Genomic DNA, 13,844 nt, shown 5'->3' with positions numbered 1-13,844 from the left:
ATGTATATTTCTGTGACCCACATTCACCTTGGCAAAAAGGCACATGCGAAAATATGAATGGTTTAATTAGGCAATATTTACCTAAAGGGATTGATTTAAATCAGGCAGATCAGCATTATTTAAATCAAGTTGCCATGTCACTGAATACTCGTCCTAGAAAGGCGTTAGATTGGCTTACACCATTAGAGAAATTTGCTCAGCTTGTTGATTATCATATGGCTTTTGAAACTGTCGCACCTCATGTTTGAATTCGCCCCCGAAAGAGCAGACCGATTTACCAAATATGATTTTGAATCAAAAAATGTTCATGGTGAGGTTATTATTACCGTGAAGTAATAATAACCTCTAATCTTATTAATATTGATCTAGACCAGGATGCTGGATTTTCCATGCACGGTGGATTTTCTGATTACGTTTAAAATCAGGGCCAATGGTTTCAGAAGTGATTTCTTCAACCTGAAAAATAGCTTCGATCTCTTCATCCATTTCAAAACCACGATAGTTGTTTGAGAAATAGAGCGTTCCTTCACTGTTTAAACGATTCATTGCACGTTTAATGAGTGAAACATGGTCACGTTGGACGTCGAAAGTACCATAGAACTTTTTAGAGTTTGAGAATGTCGGTGGATCGATAAAAATAAGGTCATATTGTTCGTGACCTTCTTTTAACCACTCAAAACAGTCGCTCGCAAAGAACATGTGCTGTTCATCTGCGTGATCTACAGTCAGGCCATTTAAAACGAAGTTTTCTTTTGACCAGCTTAAGTAGGTATTAGATAAGTCTACACTTGTCGTGCTTGCAGCACCGCCTAAAGCAGCATGTAAGCTTGCTGTAGAGGTGTAGCTATATAAGTTCAAGAAGTGCTTACCACGAGCTTCTTGAGCAATACGTAAACGCATTTGACGGTGGTCGAGGAATAAACCTGTATCTAGGTAATCTGTCAGGTTAACTAAAATTTTAGCTTTACCTTCCTGAACGATAAAACGTTTTGAAGCTGTGCTTTGTTTTGTATATTGATTTGTACCAGTTTGGCGCGCACGTGTCTTAATGAAGATAGCATCGCGGTTTAAACCAGTAACAGCACGAATTGCAGCGAGTGCTAAATTAAAACGTTTTTTTGCTTTTTCAGGATCGATTGTTTTTGGTGGTGCATATTCCTGCACATGTAAGCGATCGCCATATAAATCTACAGCGACATTAAAGTCAGGTAAGTCTGCATCATACAAACGTAAGCAATAAACATTTTCTTTCGTTGCCCATTTTTTCAATGCAGCCATATTTTTTTGCAAACGATTAGCAAAATCTTGAGCTTCTTCCATTTCAATAGGTTGAGCTTGCCAAGTTGCTAAGAATGGCTGAGTTACTTTTTCTGGCTTAATTGAACCAAAACGAATGTAAATTGGTAACTTACCATTCATTAAACGTAAGGTTTCAGGTGCTTCAAACGCTAAAACATCGGCTTGTTCAATTTGCGCTGCAATAATTGCTGCATATTGATTTGGGAAATGTTTTTGTAGAAGTGCAGATAGACCTAAGTAAAGAGAGCGGTTAGATGCTTTATCACCTAAACGTTCACCATATGGAGGGTTAGTCACAATAAATGCAGTTTTGCCTTCAGCTGAAAAATCAGGCCAGTCCGCTAAAGTACGTTCTTCAATCTGAATTTGACCTAATACTTTTTCAAAACCTGCCGCAATAATATTTTCACGAGTAGCTTTTACAGCTTCCCAGTCTGCATCGTAGGCATAAAACTTAGGTAAAGGTAATTCAAGCGCCTTTTCGTGACGTTCTGCTGCTTCAGCTTTAAGTGAAAGCCAAAGTTCACGGTCATGACCATGCCAACCATTAAAACCAAAACGGCGTACAAGTCCTGGTGCACGGTCAGTTAAAATCATTAATGCTTCAATAATAAATGTACCTGAACCACACATCGGGTCGAGCACAATCTCTGGGTTGCGCTGTTGAAGCTGAGCTTTTTGTAAGATTGCCGCAGCAAGGTTTTCTTTGATTGGTGCATCCGTCATATAACGACGGTAACCACGTTTATGTAATGAATCACCTGATAAATCTAGGCAATATGTATGCTCAGTTTTACCTGCTAAAACATACAACGTAATTTCTGGTTGTTTAGTATCAATGCTCGGACGACGACCTACAGCTTCCATAAAGGAATCTACAACACCATCTTTTGCTCTAAGTGTTGCAAATTGAGTGTTAACCTTAATTTCACGTTCAGCATGTAAGCGAATAGCGAAGGTACTTTGTGGTGCAAAAATAAGTGACCAATCAAAGCTAATCGCACCTTCATAAAGCTCTTCTGCTACATCACGTGCATCGTGTGTATGTTCAAGTTCATAAGTATGAATAGGCAATAAAACACGAGAAGCAAGGCGCGACCACATACAGATGCGGTAAGCATGTTCAAGCGTCCCTTCAATGATTAAACGTCCTGCTTTACGTTCTGTCACTTTGGTGCCAAGCTGTTCTATTTCTTCTTGTAAGAGGGCTTCTAAACCATCAGCACAAGTAATCCAATAGTGGTTTAAACGTAAAGAGGTATTCATAAACTCGATTGACCAAAACATATAAATATTAACGATGCAAAGTTTAACTTATTTTGATGTGTAAAGGTTTTTAAATTATTGCAACCTATCATAATCCAACCAATAAACTGATTTTTAAAGATTAAAACAATTAAAGTGGTATGTATTTTGCTAACTCAATCCTATCAAGGGTTATTTAATTAACAAACATAGCCAGTTTTTAACCACTTTATTATTTTAAATTGATGGGGTAATTATAAATGAAAGACATGATGGGGAATGGTTTTATTGCTAATGCAGATGCTTTCTCAGTATCTACACAAATATATGTACGCATGCGTAGGGTGACGGGGCGGGTAATAGATGCAATGTACGTTGTCCAAAATAAAGATTATGCAAAATATGTCATTGCGCTGGCACTAGAATCAGAGGATGACGAATTAAAACGATGTGTTGAACGATTGAAATCGTTGGTTGATACAATACCTGAGCCTTCTCAAAAAGAAAAAATTGCTGTTGTTAAAGTCGATGAAGAGTCGGAAATTACCGCCGAGGATATTTATCGGGCACAAGTTCCGCACCATTACATTGGTGCATTAAGGTAATTGCCAATAAGGTTCTAAATTTTCTGGTCAATTTAGGGCCTTATTCTGTAAAGTTCTTCTGCGAAAAGAGCGGAATTCAGCTACACTATGCACGTTTTCGCGATTCGACCCATAGGAATCCATTATGCATATTGCAGCGTTGCATCAACCGAGCCAGGTTCAGCTCAATCAAGACGGAAATTTAAAACATTTTTTAACGATTGAGGGACTTTCAAAAGAAAACCTCACCAAGATTTTAGATACCGCACAAAGCTTTTTAGACGATAATAATAATTTAATTAACCGTCCGCTCTTAGAGGGATTGACGGTTATGAATCTCTTCTTTGAAAACTCCACACGTACCCGTACTACTTTTGAAGCAGCAGCAAAACGTTTGTCTGCCAATGTACTGAACATTGATATTGCACGTTCAAGTACTTCAAAAGGTGAAACTCTGCGCGATACGCTCTGGAACCTTGAAGCAATGGCAGCGGATATCTTTGTTGTTCGCCATTCATCTTCGGGTGCTGCACATTTCATTGCTAAAGATGTATGTCCAAAGGTCGCGATTATTAATGCAGGGGATGGACGTCATGCTCATCCGACGCAAGCGATGCTTGATATGCTGACTATTCGCCGTGAAACTAAAAAACCATTTGAAGATTTAAGCGTTGCTATTATCGGGGATATTAAACACTCTCGTGTAGCACGTTCGGATGTAGCTGCATTACAAACTCTAGGTTGTAAAGACATTCGTGTGATTGCACCGAATACATTATTGCCAGTGGGCTTTTCGGAATATGGCGAGCACGTTCGTTTGTTTAACAAGATGGATGAAGGTATTACCGATTGTGATGTGATTATTGCCTTACGTATTCAAAACGAACGTATTGACTCTCCAGCGTTATCTTCACAGTCTGAATTTTACAGAATGTATGGTTTAAACAAAGAACGTCTTGGTTTAGCTAAACCAGATTGCATTGTGATGCATCCGGGACCAATGAACCGTGGTGTAGAAATTGATTCAAGTGTTGCTGATGGAGATCAGTCGGTTATTTTAAAACAAGTAACCAATGGTATTGCAGTTCGTATGGCCGTATTGGCGTTATCGATGCAAGGCCAACTCCAAGAGCAAGGTTTAATTGAAGCGATTACGTTGTAAGGAATGGATCACATGAGTATTGTAAAAATTGAAAATGTACGTGTGTTAGACCCAATCCAAAAAACAGACAGCGTACAAACTGTATATATTGAAAATGGCAAGTTGGTTGCTCCAGTAGAGCAAGTGGAGCAAACCATTGACGGCCAAGGCAAATGGTTAATGCCAACCATGGTTGATTTATGCGCGCGTTTGCGTGAGCCGGGTCAACAGCAACATGGGACATTGAAATCGGAAGGTAAGGCAGCACGTGGCAATGGTATTTTGCATGTTATTACACCACCTGATTCAAAGCCGATTGTACAAGACAACGGTGCTCTCATTCATGGCTTGATTGAAAAGGCATGGCATGATGGGGGCATTCATATGCATATCATTGGTGCTCAGACCCAAGGTTTAAATGGTAAGCAACCAGCAAACATGGCGGGCCTGAAAAAAGGTGGTTGTACTGCTGTTTCTAATGCGAATGCTGCTTTTGAAAATGACGATGTAGTTATTCGTACCTTGGAATATGCAGCGGGTCTTGGTCTAACGGTTGTGTTTTATGCTGAAGAGCCACAGATTGCTAAAGACGGATGTGCACACGAAGGCTTTATTGCTTCTCGCCAAGGTTTGCCAATGATTCCGGCAATTGCTGAAACTGTGGCGATTGCGAAATATTTGCTTATGATTGAAGCAACTGGCGTAAAAGCCCACTTTGGTTTGTTATCTTGTGGTGCAGCGGTTGAATTAATCCGCGCAGCAAAAGCAAAAGGTTTACCTGTGACTGCCGATGTAGCAATGCATCAGTTGCATTTAACTGAACACTTAACTGATGGTTTCAATTCGCTAGCACATGTTCGTCCACCATTGCGTTCTGAGCAAGATAAAGAACTTTTACGTCAAGGTTTAAAAGAGGGCGTGATTGATGCAATTTGTACGCATCACGAACCTTTAAGCAGCTCCGCAAAAATGGCACCATTTGCTGAAACTCAACCGGGCATTACTGCTTTTGATACTTATGTATCTTTAGGCATTCAACTCATTAATGAAGGCTTATTTGAACCTTTAGAGTGGGTGGAGAAAGTGACTAGCGTACCTGCGCAGGTTGCCAATATGACTACGCGTTGGAAAGATGAAGCAGGATGGGTGTTAGTCGATCCTGAATTAAGCTGGACAGTAAGCAAAGACACGATTTTATCGCAAGGGAAAAATACTCCATTGTTGGGCCAAAACCTTAGCGGTAAAGTACTTCAAACTTTTGCTAACTGATAAAGTGGTTATTTAAAGTAAATTTAAAATATAAACAGGTAGATCAATAAGATCTGCCTGTTTTGTAAAGACTAGATGCAAATTTGTATATAAATTATTTAAAAAACAATAAAACATTGAACGCAGATTAGAATAAAAAACTATCAGCAAAGAGAAGTATTTGAATAATCAAAAGTTGCTGGTTACGACGTATAAAATTCGGGAGAATAACCAATGTCGATAAACCCTATAGAACTGCTTAAAGAAAAAGTATCATCAACTATATTAAATAATCAGGACGGATACCTAGGCGAAAAATCGAATGCTTTATCTAAGTTTTATCCAATTTTACTTTCATTGTTAGCTGCTAAACCTGATCTTATTGGACAATTAAAAAATAGTTTGACTCCTTCATTATCAGACCTCTTTTCTCATAATGACCAAATCAAGAATACGGTACTTACTCATTTAAGCGGTACGGCACCAAATAATGAAATCGAAAGTACACTCAATAGTGCAATTAAACCCAGCCTTAATGCAATTTCGGATGTTGCCGGAAATGATCAACAAAGTATTGTGAATTATTTACGTCAGCATGCCGAAACAATTCGTTCACATTTACCGGGATGGGCTGTTGGCCTATTAGCGCCACTAGGGCTTGGTGCAGGCTTGTCTTCTGTTACACCGTCAACAGCACCACCACTTGCCGCTGCGACTGAAAATACAGGCAAATCTCGTGGATTCTTGCCTATTATTGCACTCATTATTCTGGGTCTTATCATTGCTTGGTTATGGCGTTCTTGCCAACATAAGGAGGCTGTGCCAGCACCAGAACCAACGGGTGCAAGTGGTGTTGAAGCTACTACCGCAGCTGCACCTGCGAGTTTAACATTAAGCACAGATGATAAAGGTGCTGTGAGCCAGTGTCAGGCAGGTATTGGAGATCAAGGATTCTTAGCAACACTACAAACTCAAGTTAAACAGGTTTTCTCATCAACCCAAGATTGTAATGTTGATACTAGTCAAACATATGCAGCTGGATTTACAGATAAAGATGCACTTGCTGGCGTGCTTGGTGCCTTAAAAGGTGTGCCAAATGCATCTTTAGAATGGATAGGTGACAAAATTACTTTGAAAGCAGGTGATGCAGCAGCATTAGCAGCATTAACCGCAAAAGTAAAAGCTCTTGTTCCTCACACTGAAGTTGTTTCTACTGCACCAGAAACAGCTGAGCAATCTGTAAGCAATAGTTTAACTGCTTCGCAAACTGCTCTAGGCTCAATTGATCCGAATAATGTCGATGTAAATGCTTTAGTAAAAGCACTTAACTTGCAAATCATTAACTTTGCGAGTGGCTCAAGTGATATTCCAGCAGACAACAAAGCCATTCTTGATCAAGCTGCAACACTTTTAAATAAAGTCAGTGGTGTGAAATTAAATGTGGGTGGTCATACTGACTCGACAGGTAATGCAGCAGCAAATAAAGCTTTATCACAACGCCGTGCTCAAGCAGTAGTTGACTATTTAATATCTAAAGGTGTAGACGGGACTAAATTAGTTGCACAAGGCCATGGCTCTGATCAGCCTGTTGCAGAGAATACAACAGAAGAAGGACGTTTTAAAAACCGTCGTATTGAGTTTTCAGTAGCTCAATAATATTCTGATTTATGAAAAATTAGATATTTTAATTTGAAAAAAGCTTCTCATTTTGAGAAGCTTTTTTGTTGAAATAAATAGTGTTGGATCGATATGAAAATCAGTTTGGTGGGAAGTGGGCGAGTTGCCTTTCATTTGGCAAAGGCTTTATTGGGCCAAGGTCATCACATCGTACAAGTCTATGCGCGTGATTTTGAGAAAACCCAAAAGTTTGCAGTGCAATTTCAGGCAAAAGCATGTCAGTCACTTCAACAATTCCAATCAACTGATCTTATTATTTTAGCGGTTTCAGACAGTGCAATTGCAGAGCTTGTAAAACAGATTCATGAATTGTTTCCTGAAACACTTATGGTTCATACCTCTGGTAGCACAGATATTGAAGTCATTAGTCATGTGCATACAAAAGCAGGGGTATTTTATCCATTACAAACATTTAGCCTTGAGAGAGACGTTGACTGGTCTGCAACACCATTATTTGTTGAAGCGGTAACAGATACTGATCAAGAACTACTTTCAGATTTAGCAAATAGTCTAAGTAAACGAGTATATCAATACACCTCAAAACAGCGTTTAACTTTGCATTTGGCAGCTGTGTTTGCTTGTAACTTTAGTAACTATTGTTTTGATATGGCAAAGCAGGTTGTAGATAAAGAGCAGGTCGACTTTAGCTTGCTCTATCCTTTAATTATAGAAACAGCAAAAAAAGCGACTGAAAATGATCCAAAGCAAATGCAAACAGGGCCTGCAGTAAGGGGAGATCAGAATATCTTGGCAATGCATCAAGACTTATTAGCTCAAGCAAATCAAGATGACTTAAAACAGGTCTATCAACTTTTAAGTGATGGCATCGTGAAGCGCCATCACTCGGACTAAAGCTTGCTTAAAATTAAGGTTCGCCGTTATTGCCCCATTTTAAGAAACCAGCACGTTGATTTAAACGTTCAAAATATTGGTCGACATGCTTAAGCGTTGGATGGTCAAAAGGAGTGGCCTTCCAGCGTTGTACAGACAGACCAATTGGAATATCGGCCAAGCTAAATTGTGAACCAGCAACATAGGCCTGAGTTTTTTCAAGTTGTTGATCGAGAATCTGTATATGATGATTCCAGTCATCAATACCTTGTTGTAATAAGTTTGGATCTTGATGATCTGGAGAATGTCTCAAGAGAGACATAATTGTATAAGTCCAGCTGTTATTCAGTTCGATGGCTTGCCAATCAATCCACTGATCAACAAAGAATCTTTCTTTCGCTTGAGTAGGGTAAAGCTGATGTTCTTTATCGTAAGCATTTGCCAAATAACGGATAATACTGTTGGACTGCCAAAGGACTAAATCGCCATCTAAAACAACAGGAATTTGCCCATTTGGGTTTAATTGTAAATATTCAGGTGATTGAGCGGAGCGAAAGCCTCGTCCCCAATCTTCTCTTTCATATTCAAGATTTAGTTCTTCGCACAACCATAAGACTTTGCGTACATTAATGGAGTTATCGCGCCCTAAAATTTTTAACATGTGGTGTCCTTAGTATTTTTAGTGTGGCAAGTACCAGTTTCTATAAATAGCTAGATTCGCTTAGATTGGCAATTATTAATTAGAAAGAAGAAATACTATAGATCAGATATATTTAATTTCTTTTTATATAAAAAAGAAAAGGCCTAGTTTATTACTAAGCCTTTTTTATTATTTACTTAATCTTTTTAAAAATAAAGTCATTAATCTTATGACCTGACTCAATACCACGGCGTTCAAACTTAGTCACTGGGCGCCACTCTGGACGAGGGTAGCTGTTGCCTTTACCCGCCAAGTTTTCAAGATCTGGACGGTTGTCTAAAATATCAAGCATCCATTCAGCATACGGTTCCCAGTCTGTTGCTGCGTGGAATGTACCACCAAGCTCAAGTTTTTGTTCAACCAATTGCATACGCTCATGAATAACAAAACGACGTTTGAAATGACGTTTCTTTTGCCATGGGTCTGGGAAGTAAAGTTGTACGCAGTTAATGCTGTTGTCTGGCATTTCACGTAAAACCTGAATCGCGTCTGCATCAAGTACACGTAAGTTTTTAAGTTCCGCCATACCTGCTTCATAAAGACACTGAGCAATACCAGGTACGTGAACTTCAATACCCACATAGTTGCGTTCAGGGTTTGCTTTTGCCATAAGCACTAATGAACGACCCATACCAAAACCGATTTCAACAGTTAAAGGACGTTCTGGATGTTCGAAGTGCTGACGTAAGTCACCAACAGGATATTCCAAAATTAAATCGCGATGTTGTTCTAATGCCGTGCGTTGAGACGTATTAAGTGGTGCTGAACGACGCATAAACGTCACAATTTCACGGTGTTCAGGCAAATTGTCTAAGTCTGCAATTTGCGTTTCTAACTGATCGATCGACATAACCTTGGCAATATTGAAATTCAAATGCGGTATTTTAAGTCTTCATGTGGTCAAGTCAAATGTTTCGGTGTTTTTCTTCATGTAGATGTCATGTTCAATATTTAATCTAAGAATCTATATAAATTTCAAATGAACATATTTACTCATGAAAACTTTTCAATTACGCACACTTTCTGTGCTATTAGGGGCACTTGGTGCTTTTACATATAGTCCTTGGGCACAAGCACAGCTCATGTTTAGTCAATATGTTGACGGCAGTAGTAACCGCAAAGGTTTGGAAATTTATAATCCAGATGCGACTACAGTTAATTTAGCCGACTATGAAATTCAACAATTTAATAATGGCGGTACAGCAAAAACAGCGACTTTCCGTTTACAAGGATCGTTAACCAGTAAGCAGAAGTTTTTAGTAGGTCGTTCTGAGTTGCAGGCTGAACTTGGCAGTAAAGTAAATCAGATCGCTGCATTATCTTTTAATGGAGATGATGCGGTTGTACTTGTGTATAAAGGTACGCCTGTAGACCGTTTTGGGCGTATTGGTGAGCGACCAGAAACAGGATGGGGAACAGCCGTTTCGAGCTTAGGAAATAGTTTTAAGCGTATTGAAACTGAGAACTCAGCTTTAAGTATTGATGCAACTGCAGCATTTGATTTGGACCGTTCATGGTCAGCTTGGACAAACCGAAATGACTTTTCAAATTTATCTGGCTCAATAACACAGCCACCTGTTGAAACGGTGAGTTGTTCAAGCTCCGATACACCAATTGCTGATTTATCAACCGCAGCACAAAACCAGAGCTATACTGTACGTGGGGTAATTACTGCCGACTACCGCTATGCCAATGGTTTCTCTGGTTTTTATGTGCAGACACCAGATACGAAAGCGCGTGCAAATGTCAGCAATGCTATTTTTGTTTATATTCCAAATAGTAGCACTATAAAAGGCGGACAAGTTGGCGATGAGGTTATTTTGCGTGGTCGTTTAACAACTTATCAAAACCAATTGCAATTAGATCAATTACAACAAGATATTCAAACTTGTAATAGCAATATGGCAAATCAGGTGCAGCCGATTAGCCTTGAACTTCCATTTGCTAGCTTAACAGGTGGTTCAACTCATTCTCCGCAGCGTTATCAAGGTATGTTGGTTAAATTACCTCAGACTTTAACGGTAAGCGAGAACTACAATTATGGCCGTTATGGTGAATTATCTCTAAGCTTAGGTCGCTTATATATTCCGACTAATTTATATCCAGCGTTATCTCCTGAAGCTAAAGCTCTTGCTCAGAAGAATTTATCGTCGAAAATTATTTTTGATGACGGCTATAACAATCAAAACCGTACTCCGTGGTTACCGACAAATTTTAGTGCTGCTAATACGCTACGTTCAGGTTATCAACTTAAAAATGCTGAAGGTATTTTAGAATATCGTTTTAATGGTTGGCGTGTGCAACCAGTGCTTGGACGCAATCAACCTGAAGTAATTACTCAAACAAACCCGCGTCAAAGTGTCATTACCAAAAATGCTAATCACATTCGCGTAGCTTCATTTAACGTTTTGAACTATGACAATGGCGCAACGGGTTTCCCAACGGAGCGCGGTGCAACGACACAAGCTGAGTTTGATAAACAGCATCGTAAAATTGTGAGTGCATTAAAAGCGATTGATGCTGATGTGTATGGTTTAATGGAAATTGCGAACAATGGTTATGGTCCGAACAGTGCAATTGCTCATTTAACCAGTGCTTTAGGTAGTGATTGGAAATACGTTGTTCCTGAAAACTTAGACCGTTTAGGTGGTGATGCGATTGCGGTTGCTATTATTTATAACAGCAAGCGTGTTAAGCCTTTGAATAAACCCGTTGTGCTTGATTTGGGTGACAAGAACCGAACAACATTGGCGCAAAGTTTCCAAGCCGTTCGTGGTAATAAAACCTTTACCGTTATTCCAAATCACTTAAAATCGAAAAGCTGTAGTGGGGTGGATGCTAGCTCTATTGATGCAGACCAAAAAGATGGTCAAGGCTGTTGGAACCCGACTCGTGTGAAAGCAGTTGATCAAATTGTGCAGTGGTTAGCAAAAAATCCAACTCAAGTGCCTAAGCAAAATGCTTTACTTGTAGGGGATATGAATAGCTACGCAAAAGAAGAACCTATTTTGTCATTTGAAAAAGCGAACTACAAAGTTTTGTTGAACGACGCTAAGGTAGGACAGGGTGCAGAGGCATATAGCTATGTGTTTGGTGTTGCGAGTGATGCCAATGGAAATGGTGGAGCGGGTAATTTAGACCATGCAATTGCTGATGCAGCTCTATATCCAAAAGTAGTCAGAACCTTTGCATGGCATATCAATGCAGATGAGCCAACCGTTTTAGATTACAACGAAGAATATAAAACTGATGAGCAAAAGGCATTGTTCTATGCTGAAGATGCTTATCGTTCTTCGGATCATGATCCAGTAATTGTTGATCTGGATTTAAATGGTAAAGATTCAAGCCAGCCTGATGATGATAAGAAAAACGGTATTTTTGATTTCTTAACTGAATTAATGAATTGGATTAGCCAGCTTTTTAAACGTAATTAATGGAAAAATTGCGTGACGTAAATGTGTTTTATCATATTTTAAACAATCGTCACGCAAGACAACTTGCAAGGAATAAATTTTTCAAGAATATTAGATGGTGTAAGTATTTTATAAGTTTACGCTTTTTTACAATTAAAGAATTGTGCAAACCTTGCAGGTTTTCTAGAAGCAATTTAAAACGTTAATATGAGATAACAAGGATCAGATATGAAATTATATTATTCGCCAGGCGCATGTTCTTTAGCTGCACATATTATTTTAAATGAAATTAATGTTGATTTTGACTTGGAACGAGTAAATTTAAAAACACATAAAACAGAAAAAGGTGCAGATTATTACGAGATTAATCCAAAAGGATATGTACCAGCTTTAGAAATTAACCCTGGTTTAATGTTAACTGAGAACGTGGCGATTTTACCTTTCCTTGCCCAGCACGATCCTAAGCAGGATTTAATTCCGCCATCGGGTATGGGCCGTGCGAAAGTATTGGAATGGTTGGGTTATTTGAACTCTGAATTGCATGATGCTTATGCAGTTTTCTTTGGGGCACCGTTAACGAGCGATGAAAAAACCAAAGCTTATGCAGAAATCGACCGTCTTTTAAAATATATCGATAACTATTTGTCTGAATCTGATTACGATTATTTGGTAAATGATAATTTTGGTCCAGCAGATGCTTATCTATTTGTTTTAACAAATTGGTCAAACTCAATTGAGCATGACTTAACACCTTATAAGCACATTATTGCATTACGCAATAAAGTTGCAGAGCGTCAATCTGTACAAATTGCGATGCGTGACGAAGGCTTAATTTCATAAAAGATTTTAAGAGCCAAAAAAAAGCCCCTAATCAATAGGGGCTTTTTTATACTAAAAACGATTAGTGTTGAGCGTCTTTTTTCACTTCAGCAGCGGTATTCTCAACAGCTTGAGCTGTATCAGCAGTCGCTTTACGTGCAGTCGCTTCTGTTTCAGCTGCAGCTTTAGCAGTCGCGTCAGCAGCGTGATCGGTTGCAGCATCGATCTTCTCAGCAGCATTATCAGTTGCAGTTGCAATATCGTCAGCAGCTTTATCACCAGCAGATTTGATATCAGCACTTGCTTGTTGAGCAGCATTTTCTAAGTGTTCACCTGTAGTCGCACCAGTTTCTGGAGCTTTATCTTTATTACAACCAACAAGGGCAACAGTCGCAGCAAGACCTAAAGCAACAAGTAATTTATTCATTGTGTTTTTCCTTCTAATTCATGGCATCCAAATATGGATGTCTAAAATATAAACATAAAGTAAATGATTAATAAAGATCGAAAATTGTTAAAAAGTTGTAACTCTAGTATTAAAAAAGCCTAGCATTTTGTAATGCTAGGCTTGAAATAAATAATAATGATTTTGACCGATTTTACTGCCCAGAACGGATGATGTAATCAAACGCAGAGAGTGATGCTTTAGCACCTTCACCTGTAGCAATAATGATTTGCTTGTAAGGTACAGTCGTACAGTCACCCGCAGCAAATACACCTTGCACATTGGTTTCGTTGCGGTCATTCACAATGATCTCGCCACGGTTGGTTAATTCAACTTCACTGTCTTTCAAGAAGTCAGTGTTTGGCAGTAAACCAATCTGTACAAAGATCCCTGCAAGCTCGACCACATGCTCTTCATCCGTCGCACGGTCTTTATATTTAAG

The 13,844-nt window shown here is 39.0% G+C and carries 13 protein-coding genes and 1 pseudogene; 9 read left to right on the top strand and 5 right to left on the bottom strand.

What is annotated here, in order from left to right:
• Together HMPREF0013_RS09965 and HMPREF0013_RS25265 are read left to right on the top strand one after the other, a co-directional pair.
• The coding region (locus HMPREF0013_RS09965; protein ID WP_005802674.1) for an IS30 family transposase at nucleotides 1-248 on the top strand (248 nt) is incomplete at its 5' end.
• 7 nt (nucleotides 249-255) lie between these two features.
• A pseudogene (locus HMPREF0013_RS25265) lies at nucleotides 256-336 on the top strand (hypothetical protein); the annotation flags it as partial.
• A gap of 18 nt (nucleotides 337-354) precedes the next feature.
• On the opposite strand, the gene rlmKL reads toward HMPREF0013_RS25265, so the two are convergent.
• Nucleotides 355-2,565, bottom strand: coding sequence for a bifunctional 23S rRNA (guanine(2069)-N(7))-methyltransferase RlmK/23S rRNA (guanine(2445)-N(2))-methyltransferase RlmL (gene rlmKL / locus HMPREF0013_RS09960; RefSeq protein WP_002121585.1), 2,211 nt, complete (start codon nucleotides 2,563-2,565; stop codon nucleotides 355-357).
• A gap of 239 nt (nucleotides 2,566-2,804) precedes the next feature.
• On the opposite strand from rlmKL, the gene HMPREF0013_RS09955 reads away from it, so the two are divergent.
• The 5 genes from HMPREF0013_RS09955 to HMPREF0013_RS09935 all read left to right on the top strand — a co-directional run bounded on the left by HMPREF0013_RS09955 (nucleotide 2,805) and on the right by HMPREF0013_RS09935 (nucleotide 8,046).
• On the top strand, nucleotides 2,805-3,149 hold the full coding sequence (locus HMPREF0013_RS09955) for a hypothetical protein (RefSeq protein WP_002121583.1): 345 nt from the start codon (nucleotides 2,805-2,807) through the stop codon (nucleotides 3,147-3,149).
• Nucleotides 3,150-3,273: 124 nt separating this feature from the next.
• Nucleotides 3,274-4,290, top strand: a complete 1,017-nt coding sequence (locus tag HMPREF0013_RS09950; RefSeq protein WP_002121555.1) for an aspartate carbamoyltransferase catalytic subunit — start codon at nucleotides 3,274-3,276, stop codon at nucleotides 4,288-4,290.
• Between the two features lie 12 nt (nucleotides 4,291-4,302).
• Nucleotides 4,303-5,538: a dihydroorotase gene (locus tag HMPREF0013_RS09945; RefSeq protein WP_002121616.1), complete on the top strand. Its 1,236-nt coding sequence runs from the start codon at nucleotides 4,303-4,305 to the stop codon at nucleotides 5,536-5,538.
• Nucleotides 5,539-5,751: 213 nt separating this feature from the next.
• The gene (locus HMPREF0013_RS09940) at nucleotides 5,752-7,173 is read left to right on the top strand and encodes an OmpA family protein (RefSeq protein WP_002121601.1); all 1,422 of its coding nucleotides are present in this window, start codon (nucleotides 5,752-5,754) and stop codon (nucleotides 7,171-7,173) included.
• A 93-nt stretch (nucleotides 7,174-7,266) separates the two neighbouring features.
• The gene (locus HMPREF0013_RS09935; RefSeq protein WP_002121590.1) at nucleotides 7,267-8,046 is read left to right on the top strand and encodes a Rossmann-like and DUF2520 domain-containing protein; all 780 of its coding nucleotides are present in this window, start codon (nucleotides 7,267-7,269) and stop codon (nucleotides 8,044-8,046) included.
• 13 nt (nucleotides 8,047-8,059) lie between these two features.
• Here the strand turns inward: HMPREF0013_RS09935 and HMPREF0013_RS09930 are convergent, their stop codons facing one another.
• Both HMPREF0013_RS09930 and trmB read right to left on the bottom strand, forming a co-directional pair.
• Complete coding sequence (locus HMPREF0013_RS09930) at nucleotides 8,060-8,686, bottom strand: glutathione S-transferase family protein (protein ID WP_002121564.1); 627 nt, start codon at nucleotides 8,684-8,686, stop codon at nucleotides 8,060-8,062.
• 172 nt (nucleotides 8,687-8,858) lie between these two features.
• Nucleotides 8,859-9,575, bottom strand: a complete 717-nt coding sequence (trmB, locus tag HMPREF0013_RS09925; protein ID WP_002121537.1) for a tRNA (guanosine(46)-N7)-methyltransferase TrmB — start codon at nucleotides 9,573-9,575, stop codon at nucleotides 8,859-8,861.
• Nucleotides 9,576-9,720: 145 nt separating this feature from the next.
• On the opposite strand from trmB, the gene HMPREF0013_RS09920 reads away from it, so the two are divergent.
• Together HMPREF0013_RS09920 and HMPREF0013_RS09915 are read left to right on the top strand one after the other, a co-directional pair.
• Nucleotides 9,721-12,159, top strand: coding sequence for an ExeM/NucH family extracellular endonuclease (locus tag HMPREF0013_RS09920; RefSeq protein ID WP_002121532.1), 2,439 nt, complete (start codon nucleotides 9,721-9,723; stop codon nucleotides 12,157-12,159).
• A gap of 207 nt (nucleotides 12,160-12,366) precedes the next feature.
• The gene (locus HMPREF0013_RS09915) at nucleotides 12,367-12,978 is read left to right on the top strand and encodes a glutathione binding-like protein (RefSeq protein WP_002121577.1); all 612 of its coding nucleotides are present in this window, start codon (nucleotides 12,367-12,369) and stop codon (nucleotides 12,976-12,978) included.
• 61 nt (nucleotides 12,979-13,039) lie between these two features.
• Here HMPREF0013_RS09915 and HMPREF0013_RS09910 read toward each other — a convergent pair whose 3' ends face one another.
• Together HMPREF0013_RS09910 and HMPREF0013_RS09905 are read right to left on the bottom strand one after the other, a co-directional pair.
• On the bottom strand, nucleotides 13,040-13,384 hold the full coding sequence (locus tag HMPREF0013_RS09910) for a hypothetical protein (protein WP_002121546.1): 345 nt from the start codon (nucleotides 13,382-13,384) through the stop codon (nucleotides 13,040-13,042).
• A 172-nt stretch (nucleotides 13,385-13,556) separates the two neighbouring features.
• The coding region (locus tag HMPREF0013_RS09905) for an FAD-dependent oxidoreductase (RefSeq protein WP_005802664.1) at nucleotides 13,557-13,844 on the bottom strand (288 nt) is incomplete at its 5' end.

It is taken from the genome of Acinetobacter sp. SH024 (genome assembly GCF_000163635.1).
Classification (GTDB): Bacteria; Pseudomonadota; Gammaproteobacteria; order Pseudomonadales; family Moraxellaceae; genus Acinetobacter; species Acinetobacter pittii.
This window is presented reverse-complemented; position numbering and strand designations above follow the sequence as displayed.